Genomic DNA, 18,518 nt, shown 5'->3' on the forward strand with positions numbered 1-18,518 from the left:
GAGTTATACAGTGGCATTGGATCCCGCTATCAAGCAGGAAATCATCAAGGAATACGCAACTCACGAGGGTGACACTGGTTCTCCCGAGGTGCAGATTGCAGTTCTGTCTCGTCGAATCTCCGATCTGACTGAGCATTTGAAGTTCCACAAGCACGATCACCACTCCCGTCGTGGTCTGATGATCCTCGTGGGTCGTCGTCGCAATATGCTAGGCTACCTCAAGGATATTGATATTGAACGCTACCGTTCGCTCATTGAGCGTCTTGGTCTGCGTCGCTAAGGTTTTCGTACCTTGCAGGTAACGCTAAGCGGGCGCATCCTCCGTCGCACGGCGGGGGATGCGCCCGCGTTATCATGTACGGAAACCCGTCCATTTTTCAGATAAACAGTTTATAAAGAGCGCTCGTTCCAGGCACGCCCCGGTGCGGTCCTCGGTAGCGAATTACGGAATACTCCTGTGTACAACAGAGGTTCAGGGTACGACGTCCGTGGTTTCCTATCGAAGGCCGATAGATTGGGTGGAAATGGCGACGGGTATACGAACACAGAAAGAAGGAATCGTGGAAGGTCCCGAAATCCAATTCTCTGAAGTAGAAATTGACAATGGTATTCATGGCAAACGCCATGTACGTTTTGAAACTGGCCGTCTCGCCAAACAAGCGGCAGGATCCGTGCTCGTCACGATTGATGACGAAACAACGCTGCTTTCAGCAACCGCAATTGGTAAATCTCCCCGCGAGGGCTTTGACTTCTTCCCGCTGACCGTAGACGTTGAAGAGCGCATGTACGCCGCCGGTAAAATTCCCGGTTCGTTCTTCCGCCGCGAGGGGCGACCCCCGACCGAGGCGATTCTTGCGGCACGTCTAATCGACCGTCCGCTGCGCCCCGCTTTTACGAAGGGTATTCGTAACGAAGTGCAGGTTGTCGTCACCGTTCTGACCATCGAGCCAGATGAAATTTACAATACCTTTGCGATTAATGCAGCATCCGCATCAACCGCGTTATCGGGTGCGCCCTTTAGCGGGCCTATCGGTGGTGTGCGTATGGCCCTTATTGATGGGCAGTGGGTGTGCTTCCCCAAATACTCTCAGCTGGAAAACGCCGTATTCGATATGGCTGTGGCCGGTCGCATCGTGACCAAGGCCGATGGCAGCGAAGACGTTGCGATCATGATGGTAGAGGCAGAGGCAACCGATAATTCTTGGAAGCTCATCAAGGAAGACGGACACGCTGCTCCCACCGAAGAGATCGTGGCTGAAGGTTTGGAGGCTGCGAAGCCCTTTATTGCTGCTCTGTGCAAGGCGCAGGCTGACCTTGTGGAGCGCGCCGGTAAACCCGCCCTGGAGCTTCCCTACTTCGGCGGACACGGCGAAGACGTCGATACCGCCGTGAAGGACTTCGCGGGCGAGCGCCTCGTGGAAGTTTACTCCATCGCGGGTAAACAGGAGCGTGAAGCCGCTGCCGCTGAGCTTGAATCCGAGCTGATGGAAGCCCTCACCGGGGAAGGTAAAGAGTTTGAGGAGCGCGCTAATGAAGTTTCAGTGGCGTTTGCTGCTCTTACCAAGCACACCGTGCGCCAGCGCATCCTCACTGAACAGGTGCGTATTGATGGTCGCGGACTCACCGATATTCGTCAGTTGACCGCCGAGGTTGAAATACTGCCGCGCGTGCACGGTTCGGCGATTTTTGAGCGTGGCGAAACCCAGATTATGGGCGTGACCACCTTGAATATGCTCAAGCTGGAGCAGCAGCTCGATTCGTTGTACCCGGTCACGTCCAAGCGTTACATTCACCACTACAACTTCCCGCCGTACTCTACCGGCGAGACCGGCCGTGTTGGTTCGCCCAAGCGTCGCGAAATCGGTCACGGCGCACTTGCGGAACGTGCGCTTACCCCGGTGCTGCCCTCACGCGAGGAGTTCCCCTACGCGATCCGCCAGGTCTCTGAGGCTCTGGGCTCGAACGGCTCCACGTCGATGGGGTCGGTCTGCGCTTCGACCCTGTCGCTGCTCAATGCCGGTGTGCCTCTGCGCGCGCCCGTTGCAGGTATCGCAATGGGTCTTGTTTCTGATGAGGTTGATGGCGAAACCCGTTACGCCGCACTGACCGATATTCTGGGTGCCGAAGATGCCCTAGGCGATATGGATTTCAAGGTTGCCGGTACCAGCGAATTTGTGACTGCTATTCAGCTGGACACCAAGCTCGACGGCATTCCTGCATCTGTGCTGGCAGGCGCACTGACCCAGGCACGTGAGGCTCGTCTGCACATTCTGGATGTGATCACCGCAGCTATTGATGCCCCCGATGAGATGAGCGAATTTGCGCCGCGCATCATCTCGGTGAAGGTTCCGGTCGCTAAGATCGGCGAGGTGATCGGCCCGAAGGGCAAGATGATTAACCAGATCCAGGAAGATACCGGTGCCGATATTTCGATTGAAGACGATGGTACTGTCTTTATCGGTGCAACCGACGGTCCTTCGGCTGAGGCTGCACGCACCGCTATCAACGCGATCGCGAACCCGCAGGTTCCCGAGGTCGGCGAGCGCTACCTGGGTACCGTTGTGAAGGTGACCGATTTCGGTGCGTTCATTTCGCTTACCCCCGGTAAGGACGGTCTGCTTCATATTTCTGAGATGCGCAAGCTCAACGGTGGTAAGCGTGTGGTGGATGCCGAAGACGTTGTTTCGGTGGGGCAGAAGGTGCAGGTTGAGATCACTAAGATTGACGATCGCGGCAAGCTTTCGCTCTCCCCAGTGATTGATGCTGAGGATGCCGAGTAGAAACTCTCCCCGATATAAACCGCACCTTGACTAAGGAACTTGCTGGTTTTTCTGTCGGATAAGCAGCGCCAGCTCGTCCTGAGACTCCTGAGGGTTGTTCTCATGATGGGCTGGCGTTTACTCTGACTTGTACGGCTCGCTATATACATTTGGTTTGCTAAGGACTATTCACTAATGCCTATTTCTCTTCCCGTTGCGCGCGATGAGATTACCGCTGAGCTCGACTATGAACGCGGTCGCCTGGTTTACGAGGGTATAAATGGTAATGAAGTTCGCCGATCGATTTTGCCCGGCGGTGTTCGGGTGATAACGGAGCGGATGCCTGGCACCCGCGGCGTTTCCCTCGGATTCTGGGTGGGGGTCGGCTCCCGGGATGAAGCACCCGGTATGTTGGGGTCTACCCACTTTTTGGAGCATCTGCTCTTTAAAGGAACTCCGTCTCGAACTGCTTTTGATATTGCCCAGGCATTCGATGCGGTGGGAGGCGAATCAAACGCCCTCACTGCGAAGGAACATACCTGCTATTATGCGCGTGTACTTGACGATGATACCCCGATGGCGGTTGATGTTCTGGCTGATATGGTGAGTAACGCTTTGCTCGATCCAGAGCATCTGGAGCAGGAGCGCGGGGTAATTCTGGAAGAGATTGCCATGGACCAGGATGATCCTACGGACGTTGCCTTCGAGAATTTTGTAGAACAGCTTATGGGCCAGAACCCGCTGGGTCGCCCGATCGGTGGTACTCCGCAGGAGATTATGCAGGTCCCGCGGGATGCTGTGTGGGAACATTACAAGCAGTATTACACGCCGGATCGTCTTGTTATCTCGGCGGCTGGGTCGCTGGAGCACTCGCACATCGTAAACCTTGTGTTGGATGCGCTCACCCGCTTCGGCTGGAACCTTCTTGAGGGAGTGGCTCCGGTACCGCGCCGTGTGCGCACGGAGAGCGGTATTGTCCCGTTTTCCAAACTGCACGAGGTGCAGAAGGGCTTTGAACAGACCAATATTGTGATGGGGTGCCCGAGTATTATCGCTGGGGATGAGCGCCGCTATGCGATGAGTGTGCTGTCGAGTGCTTTTGGGTCGGGCATGTCTTCGCGGCTTTTCCAGGAGATTCGCGAAAAACGCGGGCTGGCGTACAGTACGTTTGCATTCTCGGGTGCCTACTCCGATGCGGGATATTTCGGCATGTACGCAGGGTGCTTGCCCGCTAAAACCGAGCAGGTGTGTGAACTCTTGCAGTATGAGTTTGATAAGTTGGTGTCCGCAGGAATTACTGAGGAAGAACTCAGTAAAGTACGCGGGCAGCTGGCCGGTTCAACTGTTTTGGGCAGTGAGGACTCGGGTTCTCGGATGTCCCGACTGGGGCGTGCCGAGCTGGACTCAGGGAAATTCACGAGCACCGATGAGCTATTGGAAAAAATTCGTGCGGTTACTCTTGACGATGTACACGACCTTGCCAGGTATCTGGGGCAACAGCAGATGATCACTACGATTGTGCGCTAACGTCCTTTATTATTCTCGCAAACCCCGCAGTGCGTAGACGTTCTCGTTTCTGATGACGAAAACGTCTATGTCCCTGCGGGAGTTGTTATATGGTGGCATGTAATGCTGTATGAGTATGGGGTATTCATAGAGAGAAGACTGGGGGAGGAAAGAAGCTTATGCGAGACCTATATATTGACGTATCGCACGAAGTACTTGAAGATCTGAAGGTCCGTTTGCGGGGTGCACGTTTTCCTGTTGTTCTAGATGAACAGGAGAATAACGCAGGAATCTCGGTCGAGTTTATGAAAAATCTCGTGGACTATTGGCTTACCGAGTATGATTGGGCGGCGCATCAGAAAATATTGAACTCGTATCGGCATGGCATCTATACAATACAGGGCAAAGAGCTGCATGCTCTTCATGAGCAAAGCCCACAAAATCTTGGTACAGTTCTGCTGATTCACGGCTGGCCCGATTCTTTCTTACGGTATATTCCGGTGATTCATCCTCTCGTTGAGGCGGGGTATAACGTTGTTGTTCCTTCGCTTCCCGGATTCGCTTTCTCGGAACAGCTGGAAAAACATACTGTCGCAGATATTGCCGAACGGCTCCATACGTTGATGGAACAGTTGGGTTATGAGCACTATGTGGTACACGGTGGTGATTGGGGAGCCTCGATTGGTCAGCAGATGGCGTTGCGTTATCCGCAGAGTATCCTGAAACTGCACTTAACCGATGTCCCGTTTTCAAACCAGTATTCTCTCGATAAGAGCACGCTTTCGGATGCAGAACAAGATTATCTGAACCGGGTTGCGCGTTGGTCGCAGGTTGAAGGCGGTTACTATATGCTGCTTTCCACAAAACCTTTGACTGTTTCTTACGGCTTTGCCGATTCACCAGTATTTTTGGCTGCTTTTATGGCGGAGAAAATGCAGTCGTGGAGCGAGAACGGGATTTCATGGGATATTATCATCGCAAATACGATGCTGTACTGGATAACGAATACCGGGCACTCTGCCGCAAGGATATATCGGGAGGCTTTGGGTGCCGGGAATATACAGCGGGGTAGGGTAGAGGCTCCAACCGCAATCGCGATTTTCCCGCACGATATCAGTAATCCTCCACGCGAATATGCGGAACGGTTTTTCAACGTTGTCAGGTTTACACATCCTGAGCGTGGCGGGCACTTTGCGGCTCTGGAGGAGCCGGAGCTTTTCGTTCAAGACCTCCTGGAATTTCTGGCAGCCTAACCATCAAGGAGTTCTATTTTGAGTGGGAGGGGCTGCAGATTTTCGGAGCGATTGATATCACGGATGTCCCGAAAGAGCTGGAAATACGGTTCACGTCACCGCATCCGGCTGGAGAGGTAGCTTTACGATTAAATGCCTATGGCTGTAAGTTTACCCATCCAGACGGAAAGCTATCGGAGAGAATCAGGCTGGTTCATGATGAGGTGAACCCGACACCGGGCGACGAGAATTACGCCCGAATACCTATTCATGGTGCCACTCGAGAATCATCAATCCTTGTGTACAACGAGTATTTAGTTGGCCCTCGGGGACTCACGGATGTAAAGCAACTAGAGTCTTTCACCGGTGATAGCGGAATGCTAGTTGAGCGCTGTGAAAACAGCATTTTGTTTCGCTGCAATTCGTGGAAACCTGCCGATAGGAAGGCTTTTGCTGATATGCAGGGGAGTATTACTTTGTTGTACTAATGTACTAAGCAAGCAAAGCTGGATCCCGAAGACGTCTTGACGATGCGGAATAGATTTAACCGGTTATGTAGTTTTATACATGATAGTACTCCAGGTACGTGAAGTTCTTGAAAGGTTCAATTACTTTCAAAACTCCTTCCTCCAACCTGCCAGTATCAAAACGGTTTGATTTGCTTGACCCGTAGTTTGAGGCGTGTGGATTCAAAAGGTTTAAAAAACGCCACCAATACACTACACGTACAATTTCCTCCTAACTTTGTGCTCGAGCAACCGCCTCCGTCAGAATACGGGCGTAGAGCATCTGCCCCTTAACCTCCGGATGCACGCCGTCCGAGGTCATCAGGCTTGGGTCGCTCCGCACCGCCTGCGTTATTGCACCGTTCCAATCTGCAATATACACGCGGGAAGAATTTTTCTGCGCAAACTCACGAATCAGATTATTTGAAGATTCAATCCAGGTGAGGGTCCGCGGACCGTACCCTGTTGCGAGCACCAACTTCGTGTCTGCCGGAAGCACCCGCAAAACCTCATCAAGCTGACCGGGCATCAACGTCGAGTTAGCGGTCACTGAGAGCACTAAAACTTTCCCAATTTTTCCCTGCGATGACCAAGATTTGACCATGGGCAATGCCTGAACAATGGTGCGTCCCTCCGCCGCATCGATCGTAGCGTCTGGCATCGCATCATAAATATCGGGCTCTGCAGAAAGCACTATAGAATCGCCGACCACAGTCACATCAGCAGAATTCACCTGCGGATATTCATCCGGCACTGCAGAGGTTGCAGCGCTAGGGTTCGCTGCCGTCGAACCTGCTGTTGGCGAGGCGCTCGCATGTGCTCGTTGTTCCTCACGCGCTTTTAAACGTTCTTGGGCGCGCTTTTTGCCCTCTTCAACGGCGCGTTGCGCACTAGTTTGTTCGGGAGCGGTTCGTATTGCGATGGCAGTCGCTGAGCCTGCGCCCATCACAAGGACTAAAGCAATAACGGGTAGAGCACGATACCTGCCGTAACGAATGCTTCCAAAAAATTGTGCGAACGAGCTACGGAAACCATATCGCCGTACTGGAGTTTCAAGGTAACGATAAGAAAGCTCAGCAATAATGACGGTAACCAGCAGAACAACGACGTTCCACAGCGGTGAACGATCCACACCCAGAAGATAATGCGCCATAACGGCAAGCGGCCAGTGCCAGAGGTAAAGTCCGTAGGATCGCTGCCCAATCCAGGTGAGGGGGCCGAAAGATAGTACCGAACGTAATAGAGACGATGCCCCGGCGAGCATATCCGGCAGGATTCCTTGAATAACTCCAAGTGTCAGCAGCGAAGCGCCGAGGAGCCCCCAGGGGATAGTGCCCGGCGCCTTCTCAGGCATAAGAAGAGCAAGCGGAATGAGAGCAACCAAGCAGAGCCAGCTGAGAATTACACGCAGGAAAGCCACCACACCAAGGGGTTGCGCCACTCGATATATAACGTGTTTATCACGAGGTGGATAGAGCGACCACGGGATAGAAAAAGCTAGTAGAACACCTAAGAGCAGACCGTAAACATGGGTATCGGTACCGTAGTAAATACGGCTGATGGGCGCTCCAAACGCCAACATAACCGTGCCGCTTGTTAAGGATGCAATGATAGCTATAAAGATAATGAGGCTGAATCGTCTCCACCGTCTGCCGAGGATAACACCCGCCGCCACCAGGAGAAGAGGCCAGAACAGGTAGAACTGCTCTTCAACGGCAAGCGACCAAAAGTTCGTGAAAAGTTCGGGAGAAGTCTGAGCAAAATAGTCGTTACCGCTGAAAATAGAGAGCCAGTTAGATGAGAATGTGCCTGCGCCAGTAAGTTGTCTGCCCAGATTGACCTGTATATCGCCGCCTACTGCTAGTGCGATGGGTCCGGTTACTAAAATGAGTAGTGCGATCGCAGGAAGGAGCCTGCGAGCGCGGCGCTTCCAGAAAAGGAACAGGTTAATGCGCCCGGTTATCGCCCCTTCACGGAGTAAGAGAGCGGTAATCAAATATCCCGAGATGACGAAGAAAATATCGACCCCGATCATACCGCCCGGCACCGCAGTAGGCCAGAGATGGTACACAATTACCAGGAGTACGGCGATAGCTCGCAGGCCGTCAAGCCCGGGCAACATAAAAGAGCGGTTAGCCTCATGGGGACTGACCGCAGACGGAAAAAGTTGCTTCATGATGTGTTGTTACTCCGGGGTGATGAAAGAGTGAAGAAAAATACTGTTTACTAGTATAAAAGTTTATTTGTTAGATAGAGACGTTTGGAGCCATCGGGAAGTTTTGTGAAATTTAAGAAACGCGGTTACCAGATATTTTGGTATCTATAAGGGTGTTGTGCTGGTGCTTGAGCGTTGATGGGGCGTAGTACATAAGCAACATAGTGTCTCGATTCGTGCTGTACACCACATGCGATAATAGGGTAGAGATAACTGGGCTATTCGTAATTTTTGGAGGCAACAGAATGGTAGAAGCAACGCAGACTAAAATACGGCGGGTGGCGGTTCTTGGAGCATCGGGGCGTATGGGATCGGAAGCGGTCAAGGCTATTACCGATGCCCCCGATCTTGAATTAGTTGCCGCTTTAGGGCGTGAAGATTCTCTCGAAAAGCTCGTCGAAACTAATGCTGAGATTATGGTTGATTTGACCGTGCCGAGCGCTACCGAGACGAACGTCCGTTTTGCCGTAGAGCACGGAGTGCATGCCGTTGTGGGTACTACCGGCTGGACTGAAGAACGTGTGGAATCCTTGCGTGAGCTTCTTGATGAGCACCCGCAGGTGGGTGTGCTGATCGCGCCGAATTTTGCGTTGGGATCCATTTTGGCGACGGAATTTGCGGCTAAGGCGGCACCGTATTTTGAATCGGTTGAGATTATCGAGATTCACCACCCCAATAAGGTCGATGCCCCCTCGGGAACAGCCGCTCACACAGCACGCCGGGTTGCGGCTGCGCGAGAGGAAGCTGGGCTTGGAACCAGTCCGGATGCTACCGAGAGCGATCCTCTGGGGTCTCGCGGCGGTAAAGTTGAGGGTATTAATGTGCATGCGGTGCGGCTTCGCGGCATGGTTGCGCATCAGGAAATTCTGCTGGGCGACCCCGGACAGCTTTTGACAATCCGCCACGATTCTTTCGACCGCGCATCCTTCATGCCCGGAGTGCTTTTGGGCGTTCGGCGGGTCGCGGCTCATCCGGGGCTGAGCGTTGGACTCGATAAGTATATGGATCTGTAGATCGTGCGGATACCGACTCCAATGACCTCTGAACAAGAAACGGTAAAACCCGTGCGGGGCGCCTCATGGCTGACATCGCTGAGGTTATGGGTTGCGATTGCCTGTCTCTTATTAGTCTGTACCGTGCTTCTGCTGCCTCTGTCGCTGGGTATTCGTGCGTCAATACTGGGCGTGCTGATTTTTAGCGGAGTATTTATGCTGGTGGATGCGGGCGGTAAAGGTAAAATCTTTGCGGCGCTCACAGTGGCGCTCTTGGGGCTGTACCTGCTGTTTACGGCACAGCGTGGGGTCGTGCTCATTGCGTCGGGGAATATCGCAGGTATTCTGCTCGGGGCAGGACTATTGCTTTTGCCCGCAGTGGGTGCATGGGCGCTTGTGCGCGAGGTGATATTTGGTGCGTGTATACAGCGAATGGCTCAGGAGCTTGATGCCCAGGGTAAACTTCCCGAAGATACGCTGCCACGAAGTCCTTCCGGAAGGGTTGATCGTGAGGCCGCTTCAGTAGAACTTGAAAAATTTGCCGATGTTCTCGAAGCACATCCGGACAGCTGGGAAGCCTGGTTTAATCTCTCGTGCATGTACGATGTCTGCGGTGAACGTAAACGTGCCCGCGCCGCTATGCGAAATGCGATTTCTCTACGCCGCGGTCGTGGTGTGACCGACCTGAAATAGCGTGGCTGTTAGGGTAGTCCATGCGTGTTCATGAGGAGTGCTTGAAGTTGCGTTTTGAGCTCAAGAACGCAGAATTCCATAAAAAGTGAAAATTTTTCGGGACAGAAGCAAAATTAATGTAGCGTAAGAATAGCTTAAGATAGTACTCTGGGGTGTATGGCTGAGAACGTGATGAACCCCGGTACTTTTGTAAACCCGCCCTTTGGGCGTCTGCTCACGGCGATGGTAACGCCCTTCGCTCAAGACGGATCTGTGGATGAAAAACAGGTTGCACACCTGGCGGAATACCTCATTAACAATGGTCATGACGGGTTGATTGTCTGTGGCACCACAGGAGAATACTCGACCATGACCGATGATGAGAACGAGCGAGTTTTCGCCATCGTCAAAGAAGCTGTAGGAGACCGTGCCTCTATTGTTGCTGGCGTGGGCTCGAACGACACCGCGCATACCATTGAGCTTGCCCGTCGCGCCGAAAAGGTTGGTGTTGACGGTTTGCTTGTAGTGACTCCCTACTATAACAAGCCCACTCAGCATGGCGTTTACGCGCATTTTAGCACCGTAGCAAAAGCCACCAGTACACCCATCATGCTCTACGATATTCCGGGGCGTGCCAGCATCCCGATTGCCCCCGACACCTACCGTCGGCTGGCAGAACTTGATAATATTGTTGCTGTTAAGGATGCGAAGGCTGACTTTGGCGCCGCAACCGACGTTATGGCAACCACAGATTTGCATTACTACAGTGGTGATGATGGTTTGACTCTGCCTTGGATGGCAGTAGGAGCCGTAGGCTTAGTTTCAGTTACCGCGCATGTGGCACCCATGCTCTTCCGTGAGTTTATCGATGCCGTTGTAGCGCAGGATCTTGTGAGTGCGCAGCGCATTAACCTGCAGCTCGTGCCCATTGTGAACGCCACCATGGGACGAGCCCCCGGAGCCGTTGCTGCCAAAGAAATCCTGGCTTGGCAAGGCGTTCTTGGCACACCTGTTGTACGCCTGCCTCATGTACTTTCCGAACCCGAGGTGGCGGAGGCTATCCGAGCGGATCTGCTTTCCTCCACTATCGCGCAGACTCTTAAAAACGCATAAGACTTTCTGCGGCTAGTTTCGGGCGGACCCAGCGTGACTCGTATGTAGCGAGAAGATCACGCGGGTCCGCTTTCCGTGCAGAAGCGGAACGTGAAGGCGTGGACCCCTCCTCTAGAGGCGAGATGCGTCCATGACCTTTGGCGAACGGACTCTCAGCCTCTCAAGCCGCATGAGCAGCACCCGCGAAGCAGCCCGATACGCTTCGGAGTTTGATACTCACAGCGGGTGCGCCCTTAGACGACACGAAAAATAGAATCATAGAAAATAAGGAGATACGCATGAGCGTTTTTGAAAATGATCTGCCGGCGCCTCCCAAACTGCAGAAAGACACCCTGCGCGTGGTGCCTCTCGGTGGTCTGGGTGAAGTCGGTCGAAATATGACCGTCTACGAAATCAACGGCAAACTGCTGATTGTAGACTGCGGTGTGCTCTTCCCTGAAGAGTCCCAGCCCGGTGTAGACCTAATCCTGCCCGACTTCAGCTATGTGGTCGATCGCCTGGATGATGTAGTCGCCATGGTTCTCACTCACGGGCACGAAGACCACATTGGGGCGGTACCTTATCTGCTTAAGAAACGTCCCGATATTCCCCTCATCGGTTCCGAACTCACTCTCGCGCTGGTAGAAGCGAAGCTTGCCGAGCATCGCATCAAGCCTTATACGCTCACCGTAAAGGAACACCAGATCGAAAAATTTGGTCCTTTTGAATGCGAGTTCATCGCGGTTAACCACTCTATTCCGGATGCACTCGCCGTATTTATCCGAACCGCTGCAGGAACTGTGCTACACACCGGCGACTTTAAGATGGATCAGCTTCCACTGGATGGGCGCATCACCGACCTGCGTCACTTCTCGCGTCTGGGCGACGAAGGTGTGGATCTATTCCTGCCTGACTCCACAAACGCAGAGGTTCCCGGGTTTACACCCACCGAAAAAAATATCGGACCTGTTATATCGAGCGTATTCCGCGATGCGCCCGGTCGTATTATCGTGGCCTCGTTCTCCTCACACGTTCACCGCGTGCAGCAGGTGCTCGATGCCGCAGTCGAGCGCGGGCGCAAAGTTGTGCTGGTCGGACGCTCCATGGTGCGCAATATGACCATCGCTGAGAAACTGGGTTACCTCAAGGTACCTGAGGGCGTTCTTGTAGATTTGAAGAAGGTCGATGAATACCGCCCCGATGAGCTTGTACTCATGTGTACCGGTTCGCAGGGCGAGCCGATGGCGGCTCTGTCGCGTATGGCTAATGGCGATCACAAGGTTCAGCTTGAACCGGGCGACACCGTCGTGTTGGCTTCATCGCTGATTCCAGGCAACGAAACCAGCGTGTACCGCATCATTAACGCCCTGATGAAACTCGGCGTGACTGTTGTGCATAAGGGCAACGCGAAGGTTCACGTTTCCGGTCACGCGGCGGCGGGAGAGCTGCTGTACTGCTACAACATTCTGGAACCGAAGAACGTGATGCCTGTTCACGGCGAGGTTCGTCACCTGATTGCTAACGGGGAACTGGCAAAAGAGACAGGTGTTCCCGAAGAAGGCGTGCTCCTGTGCGAATCCGGTACCGTTGTGGATCTCAAAGACGGCGTAGCGAAGATCGTTGGCGAAGTTCCCTGCGAATACCTGTACGTGGATGGACGTTCTGTCGGTTCGGTGACTGAGGACGATCTTAAGGCACGCCGCGTTCTGGGTGAAGAAGGATTCGTCTCTATCGTGACAGTGATTGATCGTGCTACCAAACGTGTGGTAACCGGGCCAGATATTCATGCCCGCGGTATCGCCGAAGACGATTCGGTCTTCGACGAGATCACCCCCAAAATTACCGCCGCCCTTGAGGATGCGCTTCACCGCGCGCCCGAGAAGGTGCATACGGTACAGCAGCTTCAGCAGATTGTGCGCCGTACCATTGGTGCATGGATCTCCCGCCGCCTGCGCCGTAAGCCCATGATCGTCCCAGTGGTCGTTGAGACTAAAACGGATGAGGAGCCTAAGCCGACGGTGTAGCGAGCGCATAGCCCCACGGTGAAAGGCGGTGCGGGCACGCTCTGTGCGAACGCCCCCCGCACAATACATGACAAACGGGGCCGATAGCTGCTTGAGCGGTCGGCTCCGTTCTCGTGTACGGTAGCATATGAATACTATGGATGCGTATCACGTTCTTGCCCCGATCGCATCGGTCGCGAGAGAATGACGGCATCTAGCCCCAAGCACATGGAAGGTTGCTAACCTAGTAAATATGGCTTCACGGAGTAATCAAGGGCGTAAAAGCAAAACCGGATCAGCCAAGAAAACCTCGGCACGCGGTTCCCGGGGCACATCTAAGCGCGCGAATACCCCCGAAACTAACCCCGTAGCAAACGCTATTGCGAAAGTGTGGTTAGGCATTGCCCACACGGTGGGCGGCGCTGTGCGTGCTCTTGGGGTGCATCGCACAGATTTAGATCCACAGGCACGCCGCGATGGTGGAGCGCTCTTCATTCTGCTTTTCGGCATTATTACGGCTGGAGTCGAATGGTATAGCTGGCGCGTCATATCCGCACCGGTCATTATCCATGCCCCAATCTCGGCATGGCACACCATGCTGGGCGGCGTTTTCGGTCAGGGTGCTATTTTGGTACCGATTCTGAGCTTTATCTTGGCATGGTGCGTTTTCCGTACGCCAGATGATGTTCGCCGCACCAATCGAGTCTCGCTCGGCCTGCTGCTCATCCTTATTGCAGCGTCGCTTTTCTTCGCGATGAACGCCGGATACCCCAGTTTTTCGGGCGGTTTTGAGGCCGTCTGGGCCGGGGGTGGCGCTATTGGTGCGCTTCTTGGACCCCTCATGCAGCGCATAGCATTTGTGCAGTGGCTCGTTATTCTGGTTCTCTTCGTCATGGGGCTTATGGTATTGACGGCTACTCCGGTGCGTCAGGTTATTCCGCGGCTTACACATCTCGTTCGCATGGCCTTGGGTGAAAAGCCGGTTGCCTCCACCGATGACGACCCGACCATCGCATACCCGCAGGACGGCTATGATGCGGACTCCACGGCAGCGACTCAGACCGTCGATTTGAGTGCCTCGGAACATGATCGTAGCTATCTTTACGGTGATGAGGAAGAACGCCGTACATCTCGCGGCGGTATCTTTGGGTCAATTAAGCGGTGGTTCGGGTTCGGTCGTTCTCAACAGGCCGATCAGGGGCTGGATGAATACGTTGGCGATGAGGCATTCGCCAGCCCCGTGGTTAATACTCATGAAGAGTTTTCCGCAACCTCAGCGGATGCCCCCGCGCCGCATTCTTCGACATCGTCTCAGGGTAGGTTGAGCCGCCTGCCCAAACGCCGCACCGAGAACACCGTGTTCGATCATGTGGCTTCGGATGCGCCCTCGGCACGCCTGGCTCAGGCGCAGCGTGCCGCCGTTGAGCACGGTCGTGTGGCACCGGATGCGCTCTTTGATGTAGAGGCTTTTGATGACACATCGGTACAGTCGGTTGTGCCCGCCGCATCCGAGCAGAGTGTTGCGACAAAGCAGATAGCAAGCCCTCAGACGCAGCCTCCTCAACAGTCACAGCCGGAAGTAGTGCAGCAGCAAGGTACATCGGCTAAACCGCAGCAAAGTAGTGGTGCATCTCGCATGCCCCAGACGAAGCCGCAAGCTACGGTCAGCGGAGCAGCGGCTGCCGGTACGGGGGCGTCACGACCCCTGCAGAACAACACGCGCACCGCGCATACCGAGCAGGCCCGCCCCGAACAATCCGTCGAGTCTTCGCAGGGCACTTATAACCTACCTGCAGAACAGATGCTGGTGGCAGGTCCCCCTGCTAAGGAATCATCCGAAGTGAATGAACACGTGGTCGAGGCACTGACCAATGTTTTAGAGCAGTTTAAGGTTGATGCGGTTGTCACCGGATTCTCACGCGGTCCGACCGTGACCCGCTACGAGATCGAGCTGGGTGCCGGTACGAAGGTTGAACGTGTGACCGCGCTGAGTAAAAATATCGCCTATGCAGTCGCCAGCCCGGATGTGCGTATCCTATCGCCTATCCCCGGTAAATCGGCGATCGGTATTGAGATCCCAAATACCGACCGCGAGACAGTATCGCTGGGCGATGTCTTACGGTCCCCGCAGGCTCACTCGAACCCGCATCCGATGGTTATGGGCGTGGGCAAAGATGTCGAGGGCGGTTTTGTGCTTGCGAACCTGGCGAAAATGCCGCATATGCTGGTTGCGGGTGCAACCGGTGCCGGTAAGTCTTCGTTCGTGAACTCGATGATCACCTCGATTCTTATGCGTTCTACACCTGATCAGGTGCGTTTGGTGATGGTGGACCCCAAACGCGTGGAGCTTACCGCCTATGAGGGAATTCCGCACCTGATTACGCCTATTATTACTAACCCGAAGAAGGCAGCAGAGGCGCTTCAATGGGTAGTACGTGAAATGGATGCACGCTATGACGACCTGGCGCATTACGGGTTTAAGCATGTGGACGATTTCAACAAGGCCGTACGCGAGGGCAAGATTCAGCCTGAGCCGGGGAGTAAACGAAAAATTCACGAATACCCGTACCTGTTGGTTATCGTGGACGAGCTTGCCGATTTGATGATGGTTGCCCCGCGTGACGTTGAAGAGGCGATTGTTCGTATTACGCAGTTGGCGCGTGCAGCTGGTATTCACCTGGTGCTTGCAACCCAGCGTCCTTCGGTTGACGTGGTAACCGGTCTGATTAAGGCGAACGTTCCTTCGCGTATGGCGTTTGCGACGTCATCGGTCACGGATTCGCGTGTGGTACTGGATCAGCCCGGCGCTGAGAAGCTGATCGGCCAGGGCGATGCGCTCTTCCTGCCAATGGGTGCCTCGAAGCCGATGCGTGTGCAGGGTGCGTGGGTCTCTGAATCCGAGATTCACGCGGTTGTTGAGCACGTGAAGCAGCAGGCTCCGACAATTTACCGTGAAGACGTTATGGTTTCTGCCGCGAAGAAGCAGATTGATGAGGAAATCGGCGATGACCTTGATGACCTGCTCCAGGCGGCTGAAATCGTGATTACCACGCAGTTTGGTTCTACCTCAATGCTTCAGCGTAAACTCCGCATGGGCTTTGCGAAGGCGGGGCGCATTATGGACCTGCTGGAGTCTCAAGGCATAGTTGGTCCTTCCGAGGGTTCGAAGGCGCGCGATGTGCTGGTGCGCCCAGACGATCTACAGAATACCTTGGCACGCATCCGGGGTGAAGAGGTGCCCGAACCCGTTGAGGAAACTTTTGAAGACCCGTATGCGCAAGCGGTGAACCCCGCAGAGCCTGCCGAATATGCGGTGGAAGAGAGCGATGAGGGCTCGGAGGACGCCTGGCAGCTTACGGGGCGGTAACCCACCAACAGTCGTATTCAAAGTGTTCTCATCATCCTAGAGAGATTCCCGCTTCTGCTGGCATATCGTGCTGCGGAAGCGGGAATTTTTCTATTACTGCGAGCCCAAACAAGGATTTATCGGAATGCCATTCTTATAGGAACGATACCTCGTATACTGGAAAGATATGAGGCGAGGGCTACGCTCTGGGAGCTCCTTGCAGCCAACAACGAGTCGTTGGTACCAGACTGTAGAGACGAAGGGTAACAGTGAGTCAGGAATCAGCATCGGCGGTATCGCAGACCGAGCGTCATGTATCTAACTGGAATCTGCCGAATATTCTGACGGTTGTGCGTATTATTGCAGTTCCTTTTTTCGTTGTAGTGCTCCTTGCGGGCGGAACATTCGGAGCTGAAGATGTAGCACAGCGGTGGCTTGCTTTTGCCCTCTTTATCGCCGCGATGATTACCGACTGGGCGGACGGTTACCTGGCTCGAAGCCGTAACCTCATCACGAGCTTTGGGAAGATCGCTGATCCTATTGCTGATAAGCTCCTCACCGGTGCGGCGTTCATTACCCTTTCTTGGTTGGGCGAGCTGTGGTGGTGGGTAACCGCTGTAATTCTCCTTCGGGAGTGGGGAATCACCATCATGCGTTTTTTCGTTATCAAATACGGGGTTATGGCGGCAAATAAGGGCGGAAAGATCAAAACCGTTTTACAAACCATTGCTCTCGTGGTGATGCTCTTACCCTTGGGACTCCTCGGCAAGCCTTGGTTGGTTCCCGGATGGGTCCTTATGGCGGCGGTAACCGCTATTACCGTCTGGACAGGGGCGGTTTATGTGCGTGATGCCCATCAGCTTCGCCAGACATGGCTGGCGCAGCATCCCGCACAGTCATGAGGCTGGGGACGGTTCCAGATGGACTGTCCCGGTATTTTATACGTCGGATATATCTCGTTGGGAGGAGCACTTATGGGCGTACTCAAAACGGTACCGCACAGTGCGAAAGAAGCCGCTCAGATACTTCACAATGCGTTGGTCGGTACAGGTCTGACAATCGCTACGGCGGAATCCCTTACCGGGGGAGACGTCGGGGGTACTATCTGCACCGTTGCAGGAGCCTCGGAATACTACCGCGGCGGAGTTATCTCATATGCGAGCGCGGTCAAGGCATCCGTTTTAGGCGTAAACGAGGAGCTTTTAGCTAAGAATGGTTCCGTTGATCCGGAAGTTGCCCGGCAGATGGCGCAGGGAACCGCACGAATCTGTGGAGCTGACTACGGGGTTTCGACCACTGGAGTTGCAGGGCCAGAGCCGCACGATGGTAAGCCCGTTGGTACCGTATTTTTGGGTGTGCACACTTCAGAGGCAACCTATGCCGTACAGCGGCACTATGAGGGGGATCGGGTACAGATTCGTTCCTCGGCAACGGCGGATGCAATTCTCCTGCTGACCCAGGCTGTGCACGGTACTAAGGACGCATCGTAGTCTTATCTAGAGGTCAGCTGAAGTATCTTTTCACGGGATACTTTAATCAAGTTTCCAGGGATTTCCCAGGTGCATGGGAATAAAACTATAGCTTGGTAAGTTTGAATATATACTAGCCAGGCTCATATAAACGGTACAGCACCCGAGGCTAGCCGAGAACTAAAAAATGAGTTAGGCTTAATAACTGTAAGAACCGAACACTGGTTGACCTACGTACGAGGAGAAACAACGCATATGACCAAGAAGCGTGTATCTATTAATGGTATTACCCGGTGGAAAGAAATTAACCCAGCTCCGCAGCAGGTAGCTCCTGTTGTGGAAGAGGCAAAGACTGTACCTCTGCGCCAGGCTATTGGCGAGGTTCTTCGTGACGTTCGTCAGCGCCAGGGTCGTACCCTACGCGAGGTTTCACAGAGCGCACGTGTTTCCCTGGGTTATCTCAGCGAAGTCGAGCGTGGGCAGAAGGAAGCTTCTTCGGAGCTTCTGGCATGGATTTGCCAGGCGCTTGATATCCCGATGTACCAGATGCTTCGTGAAGTTGCCGACCGTATGGCAATTCTAGAGGGCGTACACGTTCCGGATACCGTTCCCGCCGAGCTTGCTGAGCAGTACCGTAACGATTACATGATGGCTTCGCTCTAAGAGACCTATGTGAGCGAACCGCGCATCCGTTATGATGCGCGGTTCGCTTTTTTGTGCACTGAC

At 54.0% G+C, this 18,518-nt stretch carries 13 protein-coding genes; 12 read left to right on the forward strand and 1 reads right to left on the reverse strand.

All coding sequences use genetic code 11. From position 1 onward, the window contains the following. Window positions 1-10: 10 nt before the first annotated feature. The 4 genes from rpsO to HMPREF2804_RS00185 all read left to right on the forward strand — a co-directional run bounded on the left by rpsO (window position 11) and on the right by HMPREF2804_RS00185 (window position 5,518). Entirely contained in the window at window positions 11-280 is a 270-nt protein-coding gene (rpsO, locus tag HMPREF2804_RS00170; RefSeq protein WP_004006251.1) for a 30S ribosomal protein S15, read from the forward strand. 280 nt (window positions 281-560) lie between these two features. Beyond that, entirely contained in the window at window positions 561-2,780 is a 2,220-nt protein-coding gene (locus HMPREF2804_RS00175) for a polyribonucleotide nucleotidyltransferase (protein WP_070448425.1), read from the forward strand. A gap of 174 nt (window positions 2,781-2,954) precedes the next feature. Beyond that, window positions 2,955-4,286 carry a M16 family metallopeptidase gene (locus HMPREF2804_RS00180; RefSeq protein WP_070626838.1) on the forward strand — a complete coding sequence of 444 codons (1,332 nt, stop codon included), beginning with the start codon at window positions 2,955-2,957 and terminating at the stop codon, window positions 4,284-4,286. A 158-nt stretch (window positions 4,287-4,444) separates the two neighbouring features. After that, window positions 4,445-5,518: an epoxide hydrolase family protein gene (locus tag HMPREF2804_RS00185; protein ID WP_048753073.1), complete on the forward strand. Its 1,074-nt coding sequence runs from the start codon at window positions 4,445-4,447 to the stop codon at window positions 5,516-5,518. A 717-nt stretch (window positions 5,519-6,235) separates the two neighbouring features. Here the strand turns inward: HMPREF2804_RS00185 and HMPREF2804_RS00190 are convergent. Then, window positions 6,236-8,179, reverse strand: coding sequence for an acyltransferase family protein (locus HMPREF2804_RS00190; RefSeq protein ID WP_070626840.1), 1,944 nt, complete (start codon window positions 8,177-8,179; stop codon window positions 6,236-6,238). A 284-nt stretch (window positions 8,180-8,463) separates the two neighbouring features. Between HMPREF2804_RS00190 and dapB the strand changes: the two genes are divergently transcribed. The 8 genes from dapB (at window position 8,464) to HMPREF2804_RS00230 (ending at window position 18,455) form a co-directional block, all read left to right on the forward strand. Beyond that, window positions 8,464-9,231 (forward strand): 4-hydroxy-tetrahydrodipicolinate reductase, encoded by a 768-nt coding sequence (dapB, locus tag HMPREF2804_RS00195; protein WP_070448418.1) that lies wholly within the window; start codon window positions 8,464-8,466, stop codon window positions 9,229-9,231. Between the two features lie 21 nt (window positions 9,232-9,252). After that, window positions 9,253-9,903: a hypothetical protein gene (locus tag HMPREF2804_RS00200; RefSeq protein ID WP_048753081.1), complete on the forward strand. Its 651-nt coding sequence runs from the start codon at window positions 9,253-9,255 to the stop codon at window positions 9,901-9,903. Window positions 9,904-10,059: 156 nt separating this feature from the next. Beyond that, window positions 10,060-10,995: a 4-hydroxy-tetrahydrodipicolinate synthase gene (gene dapA, locus HMPREF2804_RS00205; RefSeq protein WP_080972546.1), complete on the forward strand. Its 936-nt coding sequence runs from the start codon at window positions 10,060-10,062 to the stop codon at window positions 10,993-10,995. Window positions 10,996-11,273: 278 nt separating this feature from the next. Beyond that, window positions 11,274-12,998, forward strand: coding sequence for a ribonuclease J (locus tag HMPREF2804_RS00210; protein WP_013398755.1), 1,725 nt, complete (start codon window positions 11,274-11,276; stop codon window positions 12,996-12,998). 232 nt (window positions 12,999-13,230) lie between these two features. Then, window positions 13,231-16,344, forward strand: a complete 3,114-nt coding sequence (locus tag HMPREF2804_RS00215) for a DNA translocase FtsK (RefSeq protein ID WP_070626842.1) — start codon at window positions 13,231-13,233, stop codon at window positions 16,342-16,344. A 248-nt stretch (window positions 16,345-16,592) separates the two neighbouring features. Further along, complete coding sequence (pgsA, locus tag HMPREF2804_RS00220) at window positions 16,593-17,225, forward strand: CDP-diacylglycerol--glycerol-3-phosphate 3-phosphatidyltransferase (protein WP_048755081.1); 633 nt, start codon at window positions 16,593-16,595, stop codon at window positions 17,223-17,225. A 72-nt stretch (window positions 17,226-17,297) separates the two neighbouring features. Beyond that, the gene (locus HMPREF2804_RS00225) at window positions 17,298-17,813 is read left to right on the forward strand and encodes a CinA family protein (protein ID WP_070626844.1); all 516 of its coding nucleotides are present in this window, start codon (window positions 17,298-17,300) and stop codon (window positions 17,811-17,813) included. A gap of 234 nt (window positions 17,814-18,047) precedes the next feature. Next, a complete protein-coding gene (locus tag HMPREF2804_RS00230) occupies window positions 18,048-18,455 on the forward strand; it encodes a helix-turn-helix domain-containing protein (RefSeq protein ID WP_004006266.1) in 408 nt (135 codons plus the stop codon). Window positions 18,456-18,518 lie beyond the last annotated feature (63 nt).

This window comes from Rothia sp. HMSC065G12 (assembly GCF_001811455.1).
In the GTDB taxonomy this organism is placed as follows: Bacteria; Actinomycetota; Actinomycetes; order Actinomycetales; family Micrococcaceae; genus Rothia; species Rothia dentocariosa.